This is a genomic window from Novosphingobium sp. Leaf2 (genome assembly GCF_001421325.1).
Taxonomy (GTDB): domain Bacteria; phylum Pseudomonadota; class Alphaproteobacteria; order Sphingomonadales; family Sphingomonadaceae; genus Novosphingobium.
In genome coordinates, this window is sequence record NZ_LMJY01000005.1 from 1 (window position 1) to 23,535 (window position 23,535).

Genomic DNA, 23,535 nt, shown 5'->3' on the forward strand with positions numbered 1-23,535 from the left:
CCAGAAGAAATCCGCCATCCGCCATACCTCCTTGCTGGAGGATGGTGAATCATATCCCGGCGCTGCTGGGAATCCTGTTTATGGGTCCGGACCCTAGCTTGCGGCGAACCAGGTTGGCACGGCAGCGTGCGCGCCATTCGGAGGCGTAGGTGCTGTCGGTCTCGGTCAATTCATCGAGAATGGCAGCAGGGCAGTCACTTTCGCACGGACCCATCGTTTCCGTCATGTCTTTGTAGCCGAACGTGCAGCCGTCGCGCGCGCCGGTGCTTTGCCGGGTCAGGCACACGACGGCGAAGACGGCCCGACCGCCGGACGCCTCGATCCGTTCGCACGCCGCGTAATAGGTCGAACCGACCATCGAAGACGCGAGAACCGTGAGACGATGGTCCGCGTGCGCATAGGTGAACTGGTTGTCGAGATAGGAGCGCGGAGTGGCGTAGCCACCCATATCGCGCATGAAGAGCCAACCCATGTGATATCTCCTGCGATTGCGGGGTTCAGGCGGCAGCCGCGAAACGCGCCGCGCCGATGTCGCCGGGGATGCCGGCAAGTCGGTGCTGGAACGCGGCCACGTCGAGTAACTCGGTGATCGGCGCGCGGTGGGCCTTGCCGATCTCCTGCCCGTCGCGACAGCGGCTGATCGATACCTCGCAGTCCGGAAGAAAGCCGCGCGGGACCACGCGAAGGGCGAGATCCGCGTGGCGCAGCTCCGTTGTGCCGTCTTCGTGATCGGCACCCATCACGGTGTTGATACGAGCCTCGTCCGCGTCGAGGCCGATTGCTGTCGCTAAACGTGTAAGCGCGCGGCGCGCCTGATAGTGGAAGGTCCGTTTGGCGTGGTAGTTTCCGCCGACGCTCTTTCCGGCAATGTCGAGTAGCGCTGGTGCGGCGTCGACCGCCAGGCGATCTGCTTCGCAACGACGGCGAAGGGCGACCGCGCTGGGCGCATCGCGTTCGGCAACGTCTGCCAGATGGCGGATGAGGAGAAGGGTTGCCGCGTCGCTGGCAACAGGCTTGCCAGCACGCTGACAGTCGTCGACGGCGGCGTTGAGGGCGTGGAGTGCCGCCGGCAGATGGTCCAGACCGGCGGGGAAAAGGGCCTGATTGTGGCGGTAGAGCGTATCGTAGAACATGGGAGCCTCCTTCTGAGCGCTCTGGCGCGCTCAAAAGGCCGAAGAAGTCCTCTCCTCCCCCCTCCTTGCGGCGGCGGAGCGCTACGGCGAACCGGCGGGAGGCGCCGGGGTCGAGGCAGGCGACCGCCGCGATCATGCTGCTTCACGGATCTGTTCCTGGACTTCGTCCGACGTGGCGAGGCCAGTTGCGCGGAGCAGAAAGGCGGCCGCTGCTTCGGCTTTTGCCGCAGCCGTCATAATGGCGCGGGAATCCTTGCGCAGCACCGCGAGCCACGAACCGATATACGCTGCATGATCGTCGATATGGGCGGTCGGGAGGCCAAGATCCGCGCCGAGCAGGGCAGATGTCATCTCGGCGCAAAGCTCTTCGAACGCATAGGCGTTGTCGCCGAATTTCTTGCCAAACTCTCGGTTGAGCCGGTCAGGGTGGCCGGTCCAATGCCCTGCCTCATGCGCCAACGTCGAAGCGAAATACGCGCGGGTGGAAAACAACGCGACGGGCGGCATCGTGATGCTGTCGGCAACGCGGTCGTAGTAGGCGCGATCGCCGCGCTGGTGAACCCTCGCCGGAAAGGCATCGAGGAAGCGCTGCGCGCGATCCGGTAGCGCGTCGTCGGGGGCGACGACGCTGACGGGGCGTGGATAAAACTTCTCGGGCAGCCCATCAATCTGATCGGCATTGAAGACAGCGTAGGATCTCAGCACGCGGCGCATTTCGCCCGTAGCATCGCCAGTAACGGGCGACTCGACGGTCTTGCTGTAGGATTTGTAGAAGATGGCGATTTGCGACCGCTCGCCTTCGCGGACCTGGCCGCCCAGCGCCTGCGACTGCTTGTAGGTCATCCAGGTGCGCGAACGATAGCCGGCGCTTTCGGCGCAGAGCCACAGCCAGAAGCAATTGATGCCCTTATACGGGTCGCCGGTCGCGCGAAGGGGGCGGCCGCCAAGGCCAGGCCGCCACGGCTTCACCCAAGGGCGTACGCCGGATTCGAGTTTGTCGATAATCGCGTTTGTGATGGTGTCGGCGGGCGACGGTTTATCGGCGGTCTTTGCCACGGCAAGTTCTCCTGATCTGGAAGAGGCGAGCCCGGACCAGCATCCTCTCCTCAGAAAGGCTGCCGTCGGGGCACAAAAGGAAGGGCGACACTCCGCGAAGAGTGCCGCCCCCAAGTCGCCTCGAACCGTGCAAGCAGGCGTCAGGCCGCCTCGCTCAAATCCTCCTGACCGTCGTGCGTCGCGTCATCAGGGTCGGACTCGTCGTCACCATCGTCGCCGGGATCGACATCGTCGGCCTCGTCGATGAAGGTCGAGCGCAGCGCGATGGTCTCGGGCTTTTCGATGGCGTCGAAGCGCATGGCATCCGGCAGCCAGGCCGCCGCCTTTTCGCGGACTTCGGCCTCGACGATCCCCTGTCCGTTGCAGAGCGAGGCGCAGGTTGCGGCAAGGTCGCCCTTCTTGGCGTCCTTGTATCGCCCGCGCAGGATCGGCCCGCCGATGGCCTCGAGCGCGTCGAGCATGACGTCCTTTTTGACGCGGCCGAAAAAGTTTTCAGCCGTGGGGCGCCACCAATGCTCGACCTGAATGTCGAGCGCGCGACCAAGATGGTCATGGAACCCATTGGACCGTCCGCCCTCGGGAACGTTCAGGCTCGGCTCCAGCGTGCGTGCGATCGAGAAGGCCACCCAACTGCCGCGGGCCTCGTCGTCGAGCGCACGAAAGGCATCGAAACGTTCGGACATGGTCTTATGACCGGCCCAGCTCGTATCGAGACGCTGGCGTTGATCCTCGATGGTCTGCGACGCCATCGACCCTTCGTCGCGGAAGCCGAAGATCGGGAATTGCGCACCGCTGGACTTGAGCGTCGAGTGGTTGCGGACGTAGTTCTGCTCGAAGACGACATTCTGCGCCATCAGGAAGATGGTGAGGTCCAGCGCCATCGCCGGATCACTGGCGATGTGAGCGACGAGGATCTGCCGGCGCTGGGTCGCCAGCTCGTCAATCAGCGTGGCGCTGAGTTTGGGTCCATGATCGATGTCATCGGCGCCGTCGTCACCATTGGTACCGCCCATCACCTTGGGCGGAGCATTCGGATCGACAACCGGCTTCTCACTGAACATGCGGGTGTGAACGCGGGCTTCGCCATCGCCACCGATATAAACGAACGTCCCGATCTGCGCTCGGACCGCCGGATCGATCTCGCGATGGGATTCCTCGATGCTTTCAAGTTCCCGTTCGATTTCGTCGAGACGATCGTTCGCGACCTCGGCTTCCGCCGTCCCATCGGTCAGTTCGCCTTCAAGCTGCTCGACGAGTTGGTCATTCTCGGCAGAAAGCGCTTCGACGCGCGCGCTTTCCGCTTCGCTAAGCGGCCGCGCGGGCGCGTGAAACTCGTGAAGCTGACGCTCGAGATCGTAGGGAACGTGGGTGGCCGCAATCGGCGTCACGAATGCGAGGCCCTCGGCCTGCGCGAGTTCGGCGGCGGCCGCCTCCAGCTTTTTGCCGGCAAGATCTTCAAGAAGATCGACGTCGATCCAGTTCTCGTCCCCCTCGGCGGCAAAGAGATCACCCTCGATGCGGCCGCCTGCGGCGACATAGGCATCGCGACCGATGAACCGCGCCTTGGCATCGTTCGCCTTGATCGTCCCGTTGAGGATCGCACGCCGGATGTTGTCGGGCTGATCGCCATAATAGGAGGTACTCATCTGTGCGAACACGCGAGCCTGACGATCGATGTCGCTCGTCACGGCATAGGCCTGAGCGACCCCCAGGGTGATTTCGCCGGCGGCGAGAGCCTGGAACACGCTTGGTGCAAGCTCGGCAAGCCGGACCCGCTGCTCGACGAAGCGGGTGGTGACGCCCTGTCGCTTGGCAACGTCCTCGGCGGTCATCCCCTTCTGGATGAGGAAGTTGAACGCGGTGCTTTCATCCGCCGGGTTCATCGGAACGCGCTGAAAATTCTCGGTGAGGCTCGCCTCGACCGAGTTGTCGTCGTCGGTAAGGACGAGGACGGGCACGGCATGGTCGACGGGCAGAGTGCCCTGTTCGATCAGGCTCTGGAGTGCGCGCAGCCGGCGCCCGCCCGCCTTGACGGTGAAATGGCCCGCTTTCTTGAGCGGGGTTACGATGAGATTCTGCAATAAGCCTTGCGTTGCGATGCTGGCGGCTAGGGCTTCGATACCAGCCTCCCGGCTCGATTTACGGACATTGTCTTTCGACAGCGAGAGGTTCTTGACCTTCACGGACTGGATCATCTTTTGTCTCCATCTGGAACTGGCGCGCCGCCTCGACGGTCACGCGAGCCTGCTCATCAGGCCCACAAAGCCGAAGGCCCCCTCCCCTCTCCTGCGCTGGGCGCGGAGAGAGGACCTCGATCGTCAGGCGGCGATGCGCTCGATGACGGCAGCGGCATTTGCCACGGGAACGAACATCCGCGTCCTGTGTTGGATGATGTCGGTAAAACAGCCGGCCGCCTTGAGTTCGGCAAGCCGCGTGTGCGGCCAATCGAGCAGTTCGAGGCGCTGCTGGCCGGCGACCAAGCTGCGCTTGAGCCGGTAGGCTCCGACGGACGATATCTCGCCGCTGGTCATCACATGCTTTGCGGTATCGTCGCCTGACACGGTGATGGCGGCGTTGATCCCGAAGGCGTCCGCGAGCTTCGACACCAGCGGTGCAGGAACGATCCGGCCGAGGAAGGACTGGCCGTCATCGGTGTTCAGGCGCCAAACCTGAACATGATCGTCGGGCAAGCGATCCCAGACCGGCAGGAGCAGGCCCGCGACCAGATAGAGCGTGCTGGTGCGGGTCTTGTCCCGCATCTCCTCTACCTCGGCCTGCCACAGCGCCGAAAATTCCTCCTCGCTGGTCTCTTCCCACATCGTTTCGAGCAGCAAATCCTGCCGCATCCGCTCGGAACGGGTCGGCCGAAGCAGCTCGTAGCGGCGAACGATCTCACCATCGTCATCGGTGAGCGAATAGGTGCTGCACCGGATCGCGGCCCTGCCGGACTTGCGATTGACGATCGGGCGCGCGTCATCGCCCAGGATACGCAACGCACGGTCGAGCGGGATCGGCTTGTAGCGCTCTTCCGTTTCGAGGCGCAGAATCTCCGTTTCTGCGCCGCTGGTCTGGTCGCGCCGGATTACCGTGCGATCGAGGATCGTGATGCGTTCGGCATTGATGCTCTCGACGCCAAGATCGAGCGTGCCAGCTTCGCGCGCCGCTTCGATCCTGGCCTCAATCAGGCCGAGATATTCATCGAAGATCGCATTCTGCAGCGCGATGCGCAGCGCGAGAATGCGATTAAGCCAGCGCTGGATGGGCGGCAGCTCCTCCTTCAGCCCGGCGCCTTCGCCCTCGAGCTCAAGTCCGGTCAACGTCTGGAATTCGCCAAGCGTGGTCGAGCGCAGCTTACCGTCGGCAAGCAGGCGGAACCATGTTTCGAGGGATTCCTTGGCATAGTCGCTTTCGAGATTGTCACGCGGGTCGAACAGACCTTGGCCGCCTGTCTGACGCTGGCCCCGTGTCAGGGCACCAAGGCTGTCGAGGCGGCGGGCAATCGTCGAGATGAAGCGCCGCTCGCCGCGGCAGTCGGTCGATACCGGACGGAACAGCGGCGCAGTTGCCTGATGCGTGCGATGGGTGCGGCCGAGACCCTGGATGGCCGCGTCAGCGCGCCAACCGGGCTCGAGCAGATAGTGGTTGCGGCGCGACTGGTTCTCGGCGGTAAGGCTGGCGTGATAGCTGCGTCCGGTGCCGCCTGCATCGGAGAAGATCAGTATCTTCTTCTGGTTCCGCATGAAGGCGTCGGTCTCGGCAAGGTTTGTTCGCGGCGAACGGCTCTCGATACGCTGGCGACCGTGCGCGTCGATGACGATGCGCCGGCTGCGTCCCGTCACCTCGGCGACGGCATCGGTCCCGAAATGCCCTATGATATGATCAAGGGCGGACCCCACGATCGGCAGGGAGCAGGACCGCTCGACGAGATTGTCGCGCATTTCGAGCGCTTCCTGGCTGAAGATGGGACGCCCGTCCTCGTCGGACATCGGCTCGGACCGCGTCTTGCCGGTATCATCGACGAAGGTCTTCATCTGACGGACGGGGAAGGCGGCCGTGAGATAGGACATGACGAACTCTTTGGGTGAAAGCTCGATGTCGAGATTCGCCCGGTCCTCGGCGTTCAGCGCGGCCAGTGCCCGGTTGAGCATCGCCTCGGACGTCGAGACGAGCTGGATCACAACGCTCTCGCCCCGGGCCAGATCCGCTCTGATCGCCGGGATCAGCGAGGGCAGCTTCATGCCGATCAGGATCTGGCCGAAGAACCGCTGCTTGGTGGATTCGAAGATCGACAGCGCAGCGGCCTTCGCGCCGCTGTTGTAGGTGTCGTTGGAGAAACTGTCCGTCACCCGGGTGGCATCGAGCGCGGTGCGCACATTGGCGTGGATGATCGCCCACGCATCAGCATAGGCGTCATAGACCTCGACCTGATCGGGCGTCAGGCGATGTTCGAGGATGTCATATTCGACACCAGCGAAACTGAGCGCCCTGGCGACATAGAGGCCCTGCATTTTCAGGTCGCGGGCGATCAATTCCATCGCCGCGATCCCGCCACGTCGCAGACTGTCGACGAATGCGCGGCGATCGGCGAAGGCGGTGGTCGGACCCCACAGGCCAAGCCGGGTGGCATAAGCGAGATTGTTGACGTCCGACGCGCCGGTTGCCGACACGTACAGGACGCGGGCACGGGGCAGCAGGTTTTGCAAGCGCACGCCGGCGATGCCTTGATCGGATCCGTCCTTGGTGCCGAAACGGCCTTCGCCGCCGGCGACACCCGCCATTTCGTGCGCCTCGTCGAACACCATCATGCCGTCGAAATCGTCACCGACCCAGTCGAGGATCTGCTGAAGGCGAGTGCCCTTGTCCCCCCGGTTGGAGCGGAGCGTCGCATAGGTGAGGAAGAGCACACCCTCGGCCGCGCCTACGGCCGAGCCCAGCTTCCACTGGTTGAGATGCTGGATGTCGAGCGCAAGACCGCCGACCGCGGTCCAGTCGCGACGTGCATCCTCCAGCAGTGTCTCGGTCTTGGATATCCAGATGTGCTTGCGGCGCCCGCGCAGCCACTGGTCGAGGATGATGGCGGCAACCTGACGGCCCTTGCCGGCACCCGTGCCGTCGCCAAGGAAGAATCCGGTCCGGTAAGGGCGACCGTCCTTGTCCGCCGTGAGCGACAATCCTTCCTCGGCCGCCTTGAACAGACCGGAGATGTCGCGCTCGAAAGCGTCACCGGCGTAGATCAGCGTTTCGAGCTGAGCGTCGGACAGCACCCGGTGGTCGACTACACCGGCCGGCAGCTTCGGAACGTAAGACGGCCGCGGTGCCGTAATCGAGCCCATGGCGATCGATTCCACCAGAGCGGTCGGATGCGCGGATGCACAGGGAATGGCGATGCGGCTTGGCCGATACGGCAGGTACACCCCCACCGCCTCACCGGTCGGCACGGGTTCAGCAAAGACGGTGTAGCCGATATCGAGTGCGCTGAGAGACTGGGCGGCCTTGCCGATCGGGGCCGAAAGCCGGGGTCTGCTCGAGAGACCGCCAAGCAGGGATGCGCGCGCACGGGTTGGTGCAAGGCGTGCTGGGGAGCGTCGCGGGGTTTCCGTGACGCTGGCGGCGGAAGTGATGATCGTCGCGAGCGCTTCAGGGAGTGAGTTGCACCGAACGATAGCGACGTCATCCTGGAAGCCTTTTTCCAGAACAATGAGCTTCACGATCTGGCTGGTGCCATGTTTGGCATAGGCATTGGCGGGCAGTTCGACGTGGAGCGTGATCGCACAGCCCTCGGTCGCCTTCGCCCAGGCGCGGCTCGATGTATCCACGCGATCGGGAAGGATAGCGGCGCAGCGCCCCCCGGCATCAAGCCGTTTCAGGGCGGTGCGCAAGTGGCGGAACGCGGCAAGCGGGTCGGCATGTCGACCGATGCTGCGAGAAAAGGGCGGGTTGATGAGCACGGCGGTGGGGCGGATCGACAGCGGCAGCAGATCGTCGATGAGTTCGCCATCATGGCGACTGACTGGTGCGGTGGGGAATGCTGCCTGGAGCATGTCAGCGCGCGCCGGATCGATCTCGTTGAGGACAAGCTTGGCGCCAGCGCGCGCGGCGAAAACGGCGAGGAGCCCGGTGCCGGCGGAGGGCTCCAGGACGGTATCGGCTGTGGTGATGCGGACGGCCAGTGCGGCAAGGTAGCCAATCGCGGCCGGTGTCGAAAATTGCTGGAGTTCGATCTGTTCTTCGCTGCGCACAGTATGCGTCGGCAGGGATGCGGTGAGTGCGGTCAGGGCCGCAAGACATTCGGCGGGCTCTTGCGACAGGTCAAGCGTGGCGAGGTGCAGAACTTGGGCCAGCTCCAGAACATCATAGGCATCGCGGAGTGACCAACGCCCGTCAGCAGCAGTTGAACCATAGGCGGTTTCCATCGCCCGGAGCAGGCCAGGCCGGTCCACGCCGTCGCCTTTGCGCAGCTCGGCATAGACCGCGTTTGCGGCGGTAATGGATGGTTCGGTAAAATCGAGTTCGAGATCAGCGGCTGAGGTGCGCATTGTAGGCCTCCATTGCATCGTCCGGTGCCCATCACCGGGTCAACAAGCCGGAGGCCTCCTCTCCTCTCTTCAGTGAGGGTGTGTCTGGATCACGGTGCGAGGAACGGCGTTGCGGGCAAGCCGATCGCGCAGAGCATCGTTCCAATCGTCATGCTCGGACGGGAGCCACTCCTCGACCCTTCGCCCGTTGGCGCTGAGGTGCTCCCCTGCCCTCTTCAGGCAGATCTTCGCCGCCTTGTTCCGTTGACCAAACACGATGACGCGCTTCACACGGGACGGTATGCCGACATGGGCATAGCGCTCGGCACCGAGCACAGCCCAAACCGGCAATTGAAACCAGTCGATGGCGGACAGGGCATCTTCGATCCCTTCGGCGATGCCCAGAACGTCAGCCGGCTCACCAAACCGCACGCTGCCCGAGCCAAGCTGGCCCAGCGCCAGCTTGGGTTTGTGGAAGGGGCGCCGCAAAATGTCGGTGGAATCAAGGAAGGTCCGGTGGACCGCGACCAGGCCAAGCTCATTTCTCACGGCTGCGATCATTGCGGGATGGCTTTGCCGATCCTTCCCCTTCCCTATGATCGTTTGCGGATTGAAGCGAAGGTCAGGCGTCGGCGCATAAAGACCCCGAGCATGAAGATAGGCTTCAGCCGGTGTGCCGGCAATGGGTATGCTGCGCTGCCATAATGACCGGGCCAAACCGCTCAGATCGCGTGAGGGCGCGCGCGGTTCGACATGGACCGGCTCTCGATCGTGCAAACCCTGACGATCGAGAGCCTTGAGGATATCGGTCGATGTGCATCCCGCAAAACATTTGAACAGGATCGCCTTGGTGCCGAGGCGGACCGAAAGGCTAGGCGAGTGATCGTCATGGGCGGGGCAGCGGCACTCTCCGCGCGATCCTGACCAGCGTCCACCCAAGCTCTCGACGATTTGTTTAGCGCGGACTGCTGCATCGATGGTGGCGGGCATGGGCGAAACTCCTGTCGAAATCCAAGGTCGCTCCGCGCATGCCCCCTCCCCTCTTGCCGATCGGCGATGCCTCCTGGGATCTATGCTGCCTTTGTCGCGAGCACACCGAACTCTTCGACGATCCGGTCGGTCGTGTAGTGGGTGGCGCCGTCGCGCTCGTAGGAGGTGTCACGGAGCCGTCCGGCAATCCGTACGAGATCGCCAACCTGGACCTTCTCATCGATATATTTACGCTGGCCGTCGCTGAAAATGACGACTCGGTTCCAGTAGCTATCCTCGATCCACTGATCGCCTTCTCCACGGCGGCGATAGTTCGCACATACCGAGATGTTGGTGATCTTGGGCTTGGCATCGATCTCACCGATCCGTCCGATGATCTCGAATTTGGCAAAATTGATCATGCGACCTACTCACTGCGTCTGCCCAGCGGCGACGAGCGGTGGTGCAGCTACGATCGGTTCGCTGAGGATCTCGGCTCAGGGCGGAGCTGCCGAGGATCGAGACCGTGATGCTATCGTGGAAGACCGGTCTGGAGGTATCCCCCTAGCGAGGGGGATCGGTGACGCTGTCGGTCCGTAAAGGATCAGCGAATCGCCCCCTTGGTCTCTTAGAATCATTCTAAAACAACGCCGCTGCTCGCAGCGGAAGGATTCATGATTCTAAGTGATTCAGATTCGATGCCGAAAAGATTTGCAATTTCAATGGCCTGTCGCATTTGTCCTGACCGCGCGGGGGATTTTGCCTGACCCCGCGGGGGCGTCACCCTGACCGATCGGGGGGAGATAGCTGACCTATTGGGGCTATCCTGACCTATTGGGGGCGCTGGCATCTGGCGATCCCGCGCTTGAGAACGGCGGCATTCTGCCGTGTTTTTCGAGCGTGAGGGAGCCGAAGACGGGCAGAACCCGAATCGCATTGCGACTCGGCGGAATCTCAAGGCATTAGCGGACGTGCCATATGATTCTATCCTGACCAGATGGGGGCGATAAAAGTGTTTCAGCCTGCCCTGACTTGACGAGCGAGGACAGGTCAGGCAGCAATTAGGCGAACCTGCCCAATATGCGTTCGGCTTATATGACATGGAACATGCGGAAAATCTAAGCGCCGATGTAGCGCAAGAGGCGCAAGCCGATTCGGCGCCGGGCCGTGCCATGCGCGTTGCAGCGGCCCTGCAGGCGAAGGGTGGCGAGGAATTCGCCAAACCCGGTAGCATCGTTGAGATCAAGTTCGTGAAAGGCCAATCGCTCAGCCTGACGGCGTCCCGGTTGCTCGCGTTGATGATCCTGACCGCAGGCGGCGATGCCTGGCAGGACCGGCCGCATCGCATGCGCAAGGCCGATATTCGCCGCGGTCATAAGGGTAATGAACGTATCTCCGACATGTTGGAGGAACTTCACCGGACCTTGTTTGCGATCGACGACCGGTCCTGGCGAGGCAAGAAAGCTACGCTGCGTTTTTCGCTAATCTCGTCGTCTCGCGAAGAGGCGGAAGATACAGACGGCGCGGATGCGGGTTGGATCGAATGGGAGTTTACGCCTGATGCGCGCAAGCTCATCCAGGAATCCGAGAGCTATGCCGTTCTTAATAGGCAGGCGGTGCTGGGCTTCCGATCGAGCTATGCGCTCAAACTTTATGAGATTGGATCGCTGCGGCTCCATCGTCGCCAGTCAACCTGGAAGGGCGATATGGCAGCGCTGCGTGCTGCGCTGGGCATATCGCCCGATGTGTATAAGGATTTCGCGCAACTCCGTCGCAAGGTGCTCGAAAAGGCGAAGGCCGAGATTGATCAGCTGGCTCACTTCCGAGTTGAGTGGAAGGAGATACGGCAAGGCCGAACGGTGACCGAGATCGAGTTCCGTTTCGAACCGAAGGATGCGCCAGCGCAGATCGCGACTGTCGATGAGATTGAGCGGCACTCGACGGGACGCAAGGCGCGCCGGGAAGGGGCTGTGGAAGCGGTCGCTGACACGGTGGAAGTGGGATCGGTCGTCAAGGCTGCCATCAGCGCGCTTATCGCGCCCGAGAAAAGTTCGGAGATCGTCTTTCCGCAAGGGACGATCCGGTTCAACGCGGAAGGCTTGGCCGCGATTGCACGCTCGCACGGGGGCGGATGGGACATCGATCTTATCGCCGACGCGTATCGCCAGCAGATGGGCGACCGTCTGGCGAAGCTCAAGGGCGCAAAGCTGACGAGTTCCTGGACAGGCTTTTGCGAGAGTTTCGTTGCGCGGAGGGGGCGTCCCTAACGAAAATTGCACCGGTGCAATTTTCCGTCGCCCCCACCGAGTCAGGATAGACCCTTCGATAAGCGGTGATTGGCGATATTCAGGCGATATGCCGACTACGATGCGCCGCGACTTTCGAAATTCCGCTTCTATTTGACGGAAAAGCGCAAGTAGCGCTACAGTGCCCCGAGTTTCGCAAAGGGGCGCCCTGTGGCAGCATCACTAGACATCGACGACACACACGATCTTCTATCGGTGGCCACGCTTGCCCAGCGAACGTCCTCGGTGCTGGAGCGGCTTCGCGATTCGGCGCGCAGCGCGCGGGCGGATGATCGTCGTGAGCCCACCTTCCCAATCGGAAAGGCGGCCGACCTAGTGGGGCGGACGCCTGCAGCGATCCGCGACGCAGAAAAGGACGGGCGACTTCCGCCGCCGCCGCGAACCGAGAATAATCGCAGAGTAGGTTATACGCTCGCGCAGCTCAATGATATGCGGGGCCTGTTCGGTACGAGACCTTGGCGGGCAGCAGACGACCCGTGCTGTGTCGTTGCTGTCCAGAACTTCAAGGGAGGTGTGGGCAAATCAACCCTGTCGGTGCATCTTGCCCAGTATCTCGCCATCCAGGGCTATCGGGTCGCGTTGATCGACTGCGATAGCCAGGCCTCCGCGACGACGCTGTTCGGCTATGTGCCGGATCTCGACCTGACCGAGGACGACACGCTCTATCCGTTTCTCCGCCAGGAGGAAATGACCTCGCTAGACTATGCCCTCCGCAAAACGCATTTCGATGGCCTTGAACTAATCCCTGCCAATTTGCGGCTATTCCAGTCGGAATATGAGATCGCCGCCCGGATGGCGCGCGGGCAGGGGGGGCTTATCGATCGCCTCTCTCAAGGCATCGCTAGCATTGCTGATCGCTTCGATGTCATCGTCCTTGATCCACCCCCAGCCCTTGGCGCCATATCCTTGTCAGTTTTGCGCGCGGCGAATGCTCTCGTTGTGCCGGTGCCTCCCACCGTCATGGACTTTTCTTCGACCGCGGCGTTTCTGGCGATGCTCGATGAGACCATCGAGACGCTGGCCGAACGCGGCTTTGCGCCGACTCTCAAATTCCTGCGCTTTGTTGCCTCGAAGGTCGACGAGAACAAGTCGATGCAGAAGGAACTGCTCAATCTGATGCGGACATTGTTCGGTCACGCAATGGTGCGTACGCCGCTTAAGGATTCAGCTGAGATCGACAATGCGACGGCTCGTCTGATGACGGTTTATGAACTCGATGGCCCCGTCACAAGCAGTGCGGTGCGCAACCGCTGCCTCACTTATCTCGATGGCGTCAACGCTGAACTGGAATTGGATATTCGCGCCATGTGGCCCAGCCACTTAGGCCGTTTGCGAAAGGAGGGGTTGGCATGAAAAGCAAAAATTGCACCGGTGCAATTCCGGGTAGAGGGGCGGCGTTATGAGCAGAAAGAATGCGAGTTTCGCGGCTGGCTTGGCGGCCGGAATAAATCTGCCTGAAGATGGTGCGCCCGCCCCGCGTCGTCCCGGCCTTGGTTCGAATGTGCTGACTGGAAGAGAGAACCGCTTGGCCGAATTGGCAGCGGGATCGGTTGTCAGCCGCACGCATGAACTGGTTGATCCCGCTCGATGCCGAATGTGGGTGGGGCACAACCGGGAATATGCGCTCCTCAACGAGGAGCGATGCGCCGATCTCATCGAGAGCATAAAGGCGCAGGGACGCCAGGAAATGCCGGCAATTGTCCGGCGGGTGCGCGGCGAACCAGACTTTGATTTCGAGGTGATCTGCGGCGCACGGCGTCACTGGTCGATCAGCTGGCTGCGCAGCCATAATTACCCCGACTTCCGGTTCTTGGTCGACATCCGCGAACTGTCCGATGAAGAAGCATTCCGCATCGCGGATATCGAGAACAGGGCGCGCGAAGACCTTAGCGACCTGGAGCGGGCGCGCGACTATCTCCGTGCGCTTGATGCCTATTATGAGGGCCGCCAGAAGGTCATGGCCGAGCGGATCAATGTCACAGAGAGCTGGCTGAGCCGCTATCTTGATCTCGCCCGCCTTCCGGCGGAACTGATGGTCGCTTTTCCCAATCCGCAGGATTTGCGGATCAAGCATGTCACAGCCATCAAGCCCTTGCTGAAACCCGATGATCGTCGCCGGCGGGTATTTGCCGAAGCAGCGGCGCTCAGCGCGCGATCAGGAGGGGAGGGCGCTCCTATTGCGGTGCCGGAGGTTATTCGTGCATTGGCGTTGGCAGCCGATCCCCCCAAGAGGTCAGGATCCCCCAAGAAGTCAGGATTGAGTGAAACTGTGGCATCGCAGAGCGGAAAGCCATTGCTTCGGTTTGAGGGTAAGGACCGTAAGGGGGTGAGGATCACCTTGCTCCCACACGGTGGCGGTTCGCGGGACGAAGCGGAGGCCGCTATCAAGACATTGCTCGACACGCATTGGCAGTAGGCTCTGATTTACGCGAGTTTGGCCACCAGCTTACGTGCTCCCTGCGGCGTGACATCAAGCGGTCACGCCCCGCTACAACTCAATCAGTGGGGCGTGCCGAGGCATCGATACCGAGGCCAGCTAGCATCGAATCGAGTTCGGCCATTTCACGATCAAACTCTGCGAGCGCGGGTACAAAATCTGGGAGCGCCCGGGGCGGGGCAGGGGGACGCCCTACCGGACGGACACCAAACCCGAAGGCGATAGCCAGATCGCGCGTCATATAGGTCCGCCAAGCCTGACGACCGCTCACCTCTACAAGAAGGTCCAGCTTTGCCGCGCGAGAAAGCAGCTTGCCGGCACCAGAGATGGTCACGTCCAATCGCCGGGCGAGCATCCGAGGACTGACGACGGGGACAAACTGGACAAGGCTGAGCAACTCCAGGAGCTTGCCAGGGCGGTGCGCGCCATGGAGGGCTGAGGCGGCGCGTAAGCGGTCTTCCTCGAGCGCCTGTAGCCTCACCAGCCCCTCTTCCGCCCGATCGGTGAGCGACCGGAGGTTGCGCAGGACGATGGCCTGCGTGTCGCGCGGCGAGAGGCGAAACGCCTTGTCGCCAATGGTCAGGCACGGCAGCACGGCCTGAGTGATCTTCATCGATCGCAGGAGCCCGGGAACGGCAAGCCACGGCGCGATCGTGCTGTCTGCGCGGGAGCGCCGGGCCGTAATCTCGAGCGCGCGGAGGAGGGCTGGCCGCTGGCTCCAATCTTCTGGGACGTCCGTTGAGATCGCCAACTCGTCTCGCCAATAACGGGATTCGCGATGGGCCAATTGCCGCTGCCAAATCGGAAGCGCATCATGATCGTCCAGATTGGTAGGCATCGGCCGACGACCGGGCAGATTGACGGCGCATTCCCGTCCGAAAATATCAATTTCGTCAATCTCGGCGCCCTGCACCCGCAGCGCCGTGGTATAGCCGGTCCAGGTGGCGCGTCGCTGCCACGGCGCTGCGGTAGGACTGGTAGAAACACGGGCATCGAGGCGGCCTATCGCCGCTGCCGCCCGTTCGAGACGGGCGGCGAGCCTGGAGGTCCAGATTGGCTCTGAGAGGTCTGGCATGGCAACGGGCATGGCATAAACATATCCGCAAAGTACCCGTAGCGTCTACCATGCTGTTGCTCATTAGAAATGGACCTATGATAATTGCACTTATCTAATATCCGTTGTTGACGCACTCGGCCCGTAGAAGTTATGAAATCCGCGATGAATGCAGCCTCCTCCCTCGAGCCGGCTCCGTCATCCGGCGGCGGCGAAGCTGCCTCTGTGGCGGCGATGGACGAGCTCTCCTGGGCCATCATCAAAATGAAGGCAGGCGCGCGCATCCTCATCGATGCGCGGCTGGTCGAAGCCTTCAGTGCCAGTTCTTCCCCGCACAGCCTGCGCGCGCTCCGGTCCGACCTCGAGGCGTTCGACCTGTGGTGCCGGCGTGCAAACCGGGTTGCGCTCCCCGCGTCGCCTGAGACGGTGGCTGATTACCTCGACGCCCGGGCAGGGCAGGGGGGCAAGCCGGCCTCGCTCGGGCGCTACAAGGCTTCAATCGCGAAGATCCATCGTTTGCTCGACCTCGCTGATCCGACCGCAGCTTCGTTGGTGAAGCTGCGCCTGGCGGCGATCCGGCGCGCGCAGGGGACCGCGCAGACCCAGGCGCGCCCGCTGCGCTTCAAGGGCGCGGTGCGCGATGTCGCGCGCGATACCGCGCGCGGGCTCAACATCCGCGCCTTGCTCGAGAGCTGTGCCGAGGACCTGCCTGGCTTGCGCAACCGCGCGTTGCTATCCGTCGCATATGATACCGGGCTGCGCGCCTCCGAGCTGGTGGCGATGGCGGTTGAGCACATCCGCGAGGCAATCGATCCTGAGGCGCGGCTGCTGATCATTCCGCGCAGCAAAAGCGACCAGGAAGGGGAGGGCGCCACGGCCTTCCTCTCACCGCGCTCGGTGCGCGCGATCGCGGCCTGGCAGCACGCCGCGGGCGTGACGGGCGGGCCGATCTTCCGCCGCGTCGCCGTGCGGCGCTACAAGGCGCGCGCCGCGGTGAAAGGCCGGCCGACCTCGAGCTTCTCAGGGCGCGAGCACTGGGATCTGCGCAAGACGTTGTCGAAGCCCGCTGTGCCCGCGCGGGTCGAATACGACGTGGGCGAGGGCGCGTTGCATCCCGGCTCCATCGGACCGATCTATCGAAAGATGATCCGGGAGGCGTTCGACCGCGGAGCTCTGCCCGATCTGACCGCAGATGATCTGGCCAGAGTGCTCAAGGGGATCAGCGCGCACTCCACACGCGTCGGGCTCAACCAGGATTTGTTCACGAGCGGAGAGGACCTTGCAGGCATCATGGATGCGCTGCGCTGGAAGAGCCCACGCATGCCGCTGGCCTACAACCGCAACCTCGCGGCCGAACAGGGCGCGGCGGGAAGGTTAATGGCGAAACTGGGGTGAGTTCGCGCTTGCACAGAACACTTGACCTTCGTCGTGCCGCACCGAACTGAGGCAATCGCTCTTTGAGGGTCCTTTGACAGCTGGCAATGGCATGTCGGGCCTTTCTCGGATCTCAAAGGCGATAAAGGCGTTGAAGAGCGCAACTTGCATGGTCTAGCCAAGTTGGCTCAATGAGATGTGTACTTGATCTTGAGCTGAGACAAGGCACGTGAGCGCGTGAAAGGGAAGCCGGATGCCCGAAGTCGAGCCCACGAACGATGTTGCGGCGCTTACCGTGCAATTGCTAAGCGTTTATCTCGCCAACAACACTGTCGCGTCCGAAGATCTCGCCGGGTTGATCCGGACTACGAAAGATGCCTTGGGCGAGCAGGGCCAAAATCCGCAACTTGAGCCGGAGGTTGCCACGCCGGCCGTCTCGGTGCGCAAGAGCCTGGCGTCGCCCGACCACATCCTCAGCCTCATTGACGGCAAACCCTACAAGACGTTGAAGCGGCACCTGATGAGCCACGGCCTGACGCCGGACGCTTATCGCAGCCGCTACGGTCTTCGGGCGAGCTATCCGATGGTGGCGCCGACCTACGCTGAGCACCGCCGTGCGGTTGCGCAGAAGACTGGTCTGGGAGTGCGGAAGAGCACAACGACGGAAGGTGCAAGCTCGACCGACGAGCAACTCGACACGCAAGGCTCGGCTCAAGTGGAGGAGCCCTCGCTAGCACAGGTCTCCGCATCGGAGAGCGAGCCGCAGCGCGCAGGCACCGAGCAGACGGGCGCTGACACTCCCGTCACTGGGACCGGTGCCGCAGATGAGACGGCAGCTTCAAGTCCGGATCCGACGCTCGCAGCAGAGGCTAACATCCCGGCTGACACGACTAGCTCCACCTCTGCAGAGAACCAACAGGGCGACGCGGCCACAGCTCCCAAGAAGCGGGCTCGGTCAGCAGCCGGCAAGCGCTCTGGCAAGGCCCCGACGAGGGCATCGGGATCGAAGCGCGGCAAGGCAAAGGCTCAGGCGCCCGAGTCCGCCAAGGTCGCCGCTGAAAGCTCGCCTGCTGCGAGTTCGGCTGCTGGCGAGCCGAGCGCGCCCGCGAAGACGACTAAGCGCCGCTCGAAGCTCGGTTTGTTCAAGAACTCGGAGGCAGGGAAAGGCGCCCTTGCCGCTGCATCTGACGTCGACGGTGACGACACTACGTCACAGCCGCAGGAGGCGGAGGGTGCAGGCGCTGCCACGCCGGCGAAAGCGCCTGCCAAGCGCAAGCTGCCCAAGCGCATCGCTCGTAGCGTCGACGCACCGATCGCTAGCGGGGCGCCTGGTGGGGACGGGCCAACCGAGTAGCGTGAAGGTGACTGAGGTGCGGTGCAGCGGTGACCTACGGCCGTCTGTACCGCACCTCGTTAGGCACGAGGTGCCCGGGGTGGGTTCTTGGATCCCACTGGCAGCTCGCTTACGCGCCATTGCCTCTGGTGCGATAGTGTCACCGGCACCCCGCATGAGTCACAAAGGGCATGCCGTTCCTCGTTCTTGCCTCGGCAGATAGAGGCGGGCCGAAGGCTCATGCCTGCCGAAGAAGCATAAGAGGGACACGCGATTACCAGAAACCCGTCTGCTTGCACGTCCAACAAGTGACAGCGTAGGGCTGCGGACAACCTGTGGAAAGCATGTGGATGCTCGATAGCATAGTGCTATGCGCCGCAGCACCAAGCGTTCAGCGAGGTACAAGGCAGGGTACCGGCTCGTGGCGTTGGCTCCGACCCTTTTGAGATCAGACCCTTACGCCTGCAAGTCGACGGAGGCCGCAGGGAGCCGACGCCGAAGGCCTTGCTGGTGGTCTTGGAGCCGGCTAGGTCGGCAGGCACTCGTTGAAGGCCTTCGGTGACCGCTGTAGCCGGGGTTCCCGTACCACGTTTGCAGAAAGTAGCGGTAAGGATTATCGGCTTATATCAATAACATGCTTCGATTTAAGGAATTGAGTGCCTTTATAAGTCAATGACTTAGCCAATCTGAAGGTATTGAAAGACTCGGCGGGCCGCTTCCCATAGTCTTTTCGTTGGAGGCGACTCGGCGATGGAAAGGTGGCGAGAGCAGTATCTAGGGATTGAAGCGATTCCTGAGACGCTGACCGAAGCGGAAATTGCGTTCTTCTTCCGCCTCGATGAGGATAGCCTACAGGTTGTCACCAGCCGTCGGCGTCCAATGACCCGGCTCGGGTTAGTCCTGCATATCGGCTTTTTGCGAATGAGCGGCCGACATTTGTCCGCGCTCGAGAGGGTCCCTTCCTCTGTCCTTGCATTCGCTGGTGACGAAGTGGGAGTGGCTGCCCCGCAGCTGGCTACACTGCGCGCCATCTATCGGCGGCGCATGACACTATTCGCGCATCAGCGCCTTGCGGCGTCGGCCACCGGCATCAGCGCAGCCAACGAGGCCCAACTGAGGATGTTGACCGCGTATCTGCGCCGCCAGGCTGAGACCGTCCTTGTTCGTGAGGAGTTGGTGACTGCGGCACGCCGCTGGCTCTACGATCACGCGTTCTTGATTCCTACTGACCGAAGCCTCGAGCAAATCGCCGCCCGCGCGCAGGAGTATGCTCTGGGCGAACTCAAGAACGCAATTGAGGCTAGCGCCGGCAGCGACACAGTAGCTGGGTGGACTGTGAAGTTGAGCGCTGTCGGTCCCAACCCGGACCAGGCGCTGCTTGACTGGCTGCGCGCCTCACCCAAGGGCTTTGGAGCTCGTGCAATAGGTGACGTTCAAAAGCGGATTGCCGTGCTCCATGCTCTCGGCGCCGAGCGCCTTATCCTCCCCGAAGTGCCGATTGAACGCATTCGTCAACACGCCATACGGATCTCTCGCCGCAAGGCATCGACGCTGCCGCGCCTAAACGAGCCACGGCGTACGGTAGAGATCGGCTGTTGGTTGCGGCTGCACTTGCTCGAGATGACCGACGTCGTTTTGATGCAGACGAGCCGGCGCATCGGTCAACTTTGGAGCGACGCCCGCAGGAAGGTCGAGGAGCGAGCGCTCGAGCAGCTTAATCAATACCGCACTGGCGTCGACACGATCATCAGCGCACTCGACGATTACGACCTTTCCGATCGCGAGTTCCGCGAGAGGGTCTCCAAGGCGGTGTGACCGCTTCGCTCGGCACCGGCGACGAGAGGCAAGGTCCAGGCAATCCGCAACCAGATGGCCACAACGCCTGGGCCGTTGCGCCTGTTGCTCAAGCAGGCGGACGCCATTTGTCTGACGATTGCACCCGATCATCCGCTTAGTGTGGCGATGCATACGCTACGTAACGCCTACAATGGGCGTGAACTCGCTCAGGATCTCCAGCCGTTCCTCGTCGCTCCAACGGCGACGCCGCTCCGGCCCGGAAAACACCGTGATCTGACCCATCGACCGCTCCTAAGCGCACTCTTAAGAGCGCACTTAAGACCGGTCGCTCACCTCATCGGCAAGGCGGGGCCCGCCGGACGGGTACCGGCAAACTGCACTTTCCCATCGAGCACTACGCCGGCTTCGCAGTAGCGGGACGACGGCAAGCTTAAACGCAGGCTCAAAACCTGAAGGCACATTAAGCCATTGATTTGCAAAGAAACACGATTTGGCAGAAATACGCAAGCTATTGATATAGCGTAATATTTCCTAACGCTACTTTCTGCGAAAGCGGTACGGGAACCCCTGCTAGGATAACGGCGAACGGTCGGTCGTCGCCAACAATGTTCTCGGCTGCTAGTTCGCCGCCGACAGAGCAAATCAGAATGTGTGGCGGACTTCACCTGCCTCCTAAGAGCAGATGGTTGACTTTATTTTGCCGCCAAGATCGACCTGTTCGCTCACCGATGATGGGTTGGTTTATGAGCGGCACTATAACCTCTCGCTGTCGCAAGGCTCTCCTGAGCGTAGGCTGATGGCAACGCCCGTTTTCGACCGCATTTCTGACCCGGCTAAATGTGGAAATCACATAATTAACCCTCTTCGGGCCAGTATAGCTGCATCGGATTGTCCACGAGTATTTTGCGTTGAAGCTCTGCTGTCGGCGCGATGCGTGGGATCATATCGACCAGGGCGCCATCGTCGGGGACCGCATCCTGCATATTCGGATGCGGCCAGTCGGTTCCCCAGAGCACGCGGTCGGAATAATCGGCGACAAGGGGCGAGACCGCTGCCACAAAATCGTCCCAAGGCGGCCCTTTGGGGTCGAGCCTGTCGGGACATGTCATCTTCGTCCAGATGTCCTCACGGCCGTCAAGCAAAGCGCGAAACGCCTGCATATCGAGGCCATCCGGGCCCTGTGCGACATCGGGACGCCCCATATGATCGATCACGATCAGCGTGGGGATCGCATCCAGGAAGGGCCGCAACTCTTCCAATATATCCGCTTCGAAATAGATGACGACATGCCAGCCGAGCGCCTGAATGCGGCGGGCAATATCCAGGAACTTGTCCTTCGGCGCATCATCGACCAGTCGCTTGAGGAAGTTGAACCGTACGCCACGAATGCCGCCGGCGTGTAGCCGTTCCAGTTCTGCATCGGAAATCGCGGGATCAACGACAGCGACGCCGCGCGCTCTACCCTCCGCCTTGTGGATTGCGTCCAGAGTCGCGCTGTTGTCGGTGCCATGGCAGCTAGCTTGTACGATGACGTTGCGGGAAAAGCCGAGCCGATCGCGCAATGCGAACAGCATCTCAGCTCCGGCATCCTCGGGCAAATACTTGGCCTTCGCGCCGAACGGGAATTGCGCCATTGGGCCGAATACATGGCAATGCGCGTCCACGGCACCGGGGGGAGGCGTAAAGCCGGGCACCGATGGATTACCGTGCCAGCTGATGATGCGATCTTGCGTATCGGCATTCATGCGAAAACTACTCCGTCCATCAATTTACGCGCGGTACGCAGCATCGCTGCGCTCGCTACTGCGCCGTTTTCGTCCAGTTCCATGACGCACGTCGTCTCCCCAGTAGGATGCTCGACCGACAGTGTCTTGCGATTGCCGGCAGGCACTTGCGCAACCTCTGCCGCAGGTGATCCGGCGATAAGGCAGGCGGTGGCGACGCTGACGGCCCCCAGAACCCCGATCGAAGCATGGGCGCGATGCGGGATGAAGCTGCGTACCGTGACCGCGCCGCCATTGCGTGGCGGGGCGACCAGCATCATTTTGGGTACCGATTTGTCGGATACGTCACCCAAATTCATCCGTGCTCCAACCGCCAGCCTTATGGCTTCGATCTTCGCCTTCAAGGCCATGTCTGCATCCAGCTCTTCACGGCTTTCATACCCTGTCGCGCCGACATCATGCGCCTTCATCACCACGCTGGGCATTCCGTTATCGATCAGTGTTACGGGCACGCCGTTGACGACATCGACTGGGTTGCCGGTTGGAAGCAGCGCGCCGCATGATGAGCCGGCGGTATCGCGAAACTCCAGTGGCACTGGCGCAGCGCTCCCTGGCACCCCGTCGATGCGCGCATCTCCGGCATAGGTCACTGCGCAGCCGGGTGTCTTAACGGTAGCCACAGCGACCTGCCCGGTATTTTCCATATAGATCGAGACCTGCGTCTCTCCATCCTGCGCCGTGACCAGACCGCGCTCGATAGCGAACGGGCCGACCCCGGCCAGTATGTTACCGCAATTCTGCTGATCGGACACGATGGCCTTGTCGACGAACACTTGCAGGAACAGATAGTCGACATCGATCCCCTCGCGCGCCGACTTGGCGAGCACCGCCACCTTGCTCGTCAGCGGGTCCGCACCACCCATGCCGTCTATCTGGCGCGAGTCAGGCGATCCCATGACGCGCAGAAGAAAGCCGTCGCGTTCGGTGCTGTCTGCTGGCAGGTCGTGCTTGAGGAAATAGCCACCTTTCGACGTTCCCCCGCGCATCCACATGACCGGGGACCGATCAGACATATTTCAGTCCCATCTCGGCCAATTTACCCCGCATGTCATAAATATCGAGGCCGAGCTGTCCGGCGGCCAAGCGCTGCCGCTTCGCCTCCTCCAAAGCCTCGCGCGCCTCCGCCTTCGCAAGAACCGCTTCAGCATTTGCGCGTGGCACGATGCACACGCCATCGTCGTCGGCAATCACGATGTCGCCGGGATTGACCAGCGCATTGGCGCACACGACCGGGACATTGACCGATCCCAATGTGCCTTTGATCGTCCCCTGTGCGTGGACCGCCTTCGACCAGACGGGAAAGTTCATCTCCTTCAGATCGCGCAAGTCGCGCACACCGGCGTCGATAATCAGGCCACGACACCCGCGCGCTTGCGCCGAGGTCGCCAGCAGATCGCCAAAATAGCCGTCCGAGCAAGGGCTGGTGGGTGCCAGCAACAGCACGTCTCCCTCACGCAGCTGCTCGATCGCGACATGCACCATCCAGTTGTCGCCAGGCGGCGCGGAGATGGTAACTGCGGATCCGGCGATGCGCGCACCGGGATAGATGGGACGCATGTAAGGCGCGAGCAGGCCGGTACGGCCCTGCGCCTCATGGCATGTCGCGACGCCACATTTTGCGAGGCCATCGATGACCGATAACGCCGGGCGTTCGATATTCTGGACGACGATGCCAGCCATATTCTTCTCCTGATTTGCGCCATCTGATGCGCGTCTTGCCCGACACAGCGCAAATGGGAACTCGTGCATCCCGCATAAGTAATCGCTAATGATAGGC

General features: G+C 62.1%; 18 protein-coding genes. 6 read left to right on the plus strand and 12 right to left on the minus strand.

Features of this window, described 5'->3' with window-relative positions; all coding sequences use genetic code 11:
- Positions 1 to 49: 49 nt before the first annotated feature.
- The 8 genes from ASE49_RS04675 to ASE49_RS18860 form a co-directional block, all read right to left on the minus strand.
- Entirely contained in the window at positions 50 to 472 is a 423-nt protein-coding gene (locus ASE49_RS04675) for a hypothetical protein (RefSeq protein ID WP_200921970.1), read from the minus strand.
- 25 nt (positions 473 to 497) lie between these two features.
- A complete protein-coding gene (locus tag ASE49_RS04680; RefSeq protein WP_056768972.1) occupies positions 498 to 1,133 on the minus strand; it encodes a hypothetical protein in 636 nt (211 codons plus the stop codon).
- Between the two features lie 132 nt (positions 1,134 to 1,265).
- Positions 1,266 to 2,189: an ArdC family protein gene (locus ASE49_RS04685; RefSeq protein WP_056768973.1), complete on the minus strand. Its 924-nt coding sequence runs from the start codon at positions 2,187 to 2,189 to the stop codon at positions 1,266 to 1,268.
- Positions 2,190 to 2,329: 140 nt separating this feature from the next.
- A complete protein-coding gene (locus ASE49_RS04690) occupies positions 2,330 to 4,384 on the minus strand; it encodes a ParB/RepB/Spo0J family partition protein (RefSeq protein WP_056768974.1) in 2,055 nt (684 codons plus the stop codon).
- 123 nt (positions 4,385 to 4,507) lie between these two features.
- On the minus strand, positions 4,508 to 8,725 hold the full coding sequence (locus ASE49_RS04695; protein ID WP_056768975.1) for a strawberry notch-like NTP hydrolase domain-containing protein: 4,218 nt from the start codon (positions 8,723 to 8,725) through the stop codon (positions 4,508 to 4,510).
- 69 nt (positions 8,726 to 8,794) lie between these two features.
- The gene (locus ASE49_RS04700; protein WP_056768976.1) at positions 8,795 to 9,694 is read right to left on the minus strand and encodes a DUF7146 domain-containing protein; all 900 of its coding nucleotides are present in this window, start codon (positions 9,692 to 9,694) and stop codon (positions 8,795 to 8,797) included.
- 80 nt (positions 9,695 to 9,774) lie between these two features.
- Entirely contained in the window at positions 9,775 to 10,095 is a 321-nt protein-coding gene (locus ASE49_RS04705) for a single-stranded DNA-binding protein (protein ID WP_056768977.1), read from the minus strand.
- Positions 10,096 to 10,791: 696 nt separating this feature from the next.
- Positions 10,792 to 10,935, minus strand: coding sequence for a hypothetical protein (locus tag ASE49_RS18860; RefSeq protein WP_327195752.1), 144 nt, complete (start codon positions 10,933 to 10,935; stop codon positions 10,792 to 10,794).
- Between ASE49_RS18860 and ASE49_RS04710 the strand changes: the two genes are divergently transcribed.
- From ASE49_RS04710 to ASE49_RS04720, 3 genes are all read left to right on the plus strand, one after another.
- Positions 10,906 to 11,940 (plus strand): replication initiation protein, encoded by a 1,035-nt coding sequence (locus tag ASE49_RS04710; RefSeq protein ID WP_327195750.1) that lies wholly within the window; start codon positions 10,906 to 10,908, stop codon positions 11,938 to 11,940. The genes ASE49_RS18860 and ASE49_RS04710 overlap by 30 nt on opposite strands.
- Positions 11,941 to 12,129: 189 nt before the next feature.
- Positions 12,130 to 13,332: an AAA family ATPase gene (locus ASE49_RS04715; RefSeq protein WP_024020679.1), complete on the plus strand. Its 1,203-nt coding sequence runs from the start codon at positions 12,130 to 12,132 to the stop codon at positions 13,330 to 13,332.
- Positions 13,333 to 13,378: 46 nt separating this feature from the next.
- On the plus strand, positions 13,379 to 14,395 hold the full coding sequence (locus tag ASE49_RS04720) for a ParB/RepB/Spo0J family partition protein (RefSeq protein ID WP_056768978.1): 1,017 nt from the start codon (positions 13,379 to 13,381) through the stop codon (positions 14,393 to 14,395).
- Between the two features lie 79 nt (positions 14,396 to 14,474).
- On the opposite strand, the gene ASE49_RS04725 is transcribed toward ASE49_RS04720, so the two are convergent.
- On the minus strand, positions 14,475 to 15,503 hold the full coding sequence (locus ASE49_RS04725) for a hypothetical protein (RefSeq protein ID WP_056768979.1): 1,029 nt from the start codon (positions 15,501 to 15,503) through the stop codon (positions 14,475 to 14,477).
- Positions 15,504 to 15,704: 201 nt separating this feature from the next.
- Here ASE49_RS04725 and ASE49_RS04730 point away from each other — a divergent pair, with 201 nt between their 5' ends.
- The 3 genes from ASE49_RS04730 to ASE49_RS04740 all read left to right on the plus strand — a co-directional run bounded on the left by ASE49_RS04730 (position 15,705) and on the right by ASE49_RS04740 (position 19,992).
- The gene (locus ASE49_RS04730) at positions 15,705 to 16,865 is read left to right on the plus strand and encodes a tyrosine-type recombinase/integrase (RefSeq protein WP_156370132.1); all 1,161 of its coding nucleotides are present in this window, start codon (positions 15,705 to 15,707) and stop codon (positions 16,863 to 16,865) included.
- A 232-nt stretch (positions 16,866 to 17,097) separates the two neighbouring features.
- Positions 17,098 to 18,198 carry a MucR family transcriptional regulator gene (locus ASE49_RS04735; protein WP_056768980.1) on the plus strand — a complete coding sequence of 367 codons (1,101 nt, stop codon included), beginning with the start codon at positions 17,098 to 17,100 and terminating at the stop codon, positions 18,196 to 18,198.
- Between the two features lie 729 nt (positions 18,199 to 18,927).
- Positions 18,928 to 19,992, plus strand: a complete 1,065-nt coding sequence (locus ASE49_RS04740; protein WP_056768981.1) for a DUF4158 domain-containing protein — start codon at positions 18,928 to 18,930, stop codon at positions 19,990 to 19,992.
- An 836-nt stretch (positions 19,993 to 20,828) separates the two neighbouring features.
- Here the strand turns inward: ASE49_RS04740 and ASE49_RS04745 are convergent.
- The 3 genes from ASE49_RS04745 to ligK are packed head-to-tail and all read right to left on the minus strand — an operon-like array spanning position 20,829 to position 23,438.
- Positions 20,829 to 21,719, minus strand: a complete 891-nt coding sequence (locus ASE49_RS04745) for an amidohydrolase family protein (protein ID WP_056768982.1) — start codon at positions 21,717 to 21,719, stop codon at positions 20,829 to 20,831.
- Positions 21,716 to 22,771, minus strand: coding sequence for a 4-oxalomesaconate tautomerase (locus tag ASE49_RS04750; protein ID WP_056768983.1), 1,056 nt, complete (start codon positions 22,769 to 22,771; stop codon positions 21,716 to 21,718). Before ASE49_RS04750 ends, ASE49_RS04745 begins: the two co-directional genes overlap by 4 nt.
- Positions 22,764 to 23,438 (minus strand): 4-carboxy-4-hydroxy-2-oxoadipate aldolase/oxaloacetate decarboxylase, encoded by a 675-nt coding sequence (gene ligK, locus ASE49_RS04755; RefSeq protein WP_056768984.1) that lies wholly within the window; start codon positions 23,436 to 23,438, stop codon positions 22,764 to 22,766. Before ligK ends, ASE49_RS04750 begins: the two co-directional genes overlap by 8 nt.
- Positions 23,439 to 23,535: the final 97 nt, after the last annotated feature.

Coding starts and splice junctions, on each gene's coding strand:
- ASE49_RS04740 (WP_056768981.1), top strand. CDS start 18,928: ATGGAAAGGTGGCGAGAGCAGTATCTAGGGATTGAAGCGATTCCTGAG.
- ASE49_RS04725 (WP_056768979.1), bottom strand. CDS start 15,503: ATGCCCGTTGCCATGCCAGACCTCTCAGAGCCAATCTGGACCTCCAGG.
- ASE49_RS04730 (WP_156370132.1), top strand. CDS start 15,705: ATGGACGAGCTCTCCTGGGCCATCATCAAAATGAAGGCAGGCGCGCGC.
- ASE49_RS04750 (WP_056768983.1), bottom strand. CDS start 22,771: ATGTCTGATCGGTCCCCGGTCATGTGGATGCGCGGGGGAACGTCGAAA.
- ASE49_RS04705 (WP_056768977.1), bottom strand. CDS start 10,095: ATGATCAATTTTGCCAAATTCGAGATCATCGGACGGATCGGTGAGATC.
- ASE49_RS04720 (WP_056768978.1), top strand. CDS start 13,379: ATGAGCAGAAAGAATGCGAGTTTCGCGGCTGGCTTGGCGGCCGGAATA.
- ASE49_RS04735 (WP_056768980.1), top strand. CDS start 17,098: ATGCCCGAAGTCGAGCCCACGAACGATGTTGCGGCGCTTACCGTGCAA.
- ASE49_RS04690 (WP_056768974.1), bottom strand. CDS start 4,384: ATGATCCAGTCCGTGAAGGTCAAGAACCTCTCGCTGTCGAAAGACAAT.
- ASE49_RS04700 (WP_056768976.1), bottom strand. CDS start 9,694: ATGCCCGCCACCATCGATGCAGCAGTCCGCGCTAAACAAATCGTCGAG.
- ligK (WP_056768984.1), bottom strand. CDS start 23,438: ATGGCTGGCATCGTCGTCCAGAATATCGAACGCCCGGCGTTATCGGTC.
- ASE49_RS04745 (WP_056768982.1), bottom strand. CDS start 21,719: ATGAATGCCGATACGCAAGATCGCATCATCAGCTGGCACGGTAATCCA.
- ASE49_RS04695 (WP_056768975.1), bottom strand. CDS start 8,725: ATGCGCACCTCAGCCGCTGATCTCGAACTCGATTTTACCGAACCATCC.
- ASE49_RS04675 (WP_200921970.1), bottom strand. CDS start 472: ATGGGTTGGCTCTTCATGCGCGATATGGGTGGCTACGCCACTCCGCGC.
- ASE49_RS04680 (WP_056768972.1), bottom strand. CDS start 1,133: ATGTTCTACGATACGCTCTACCGCCACAATCAGGCCCTTTTCCCCGCC.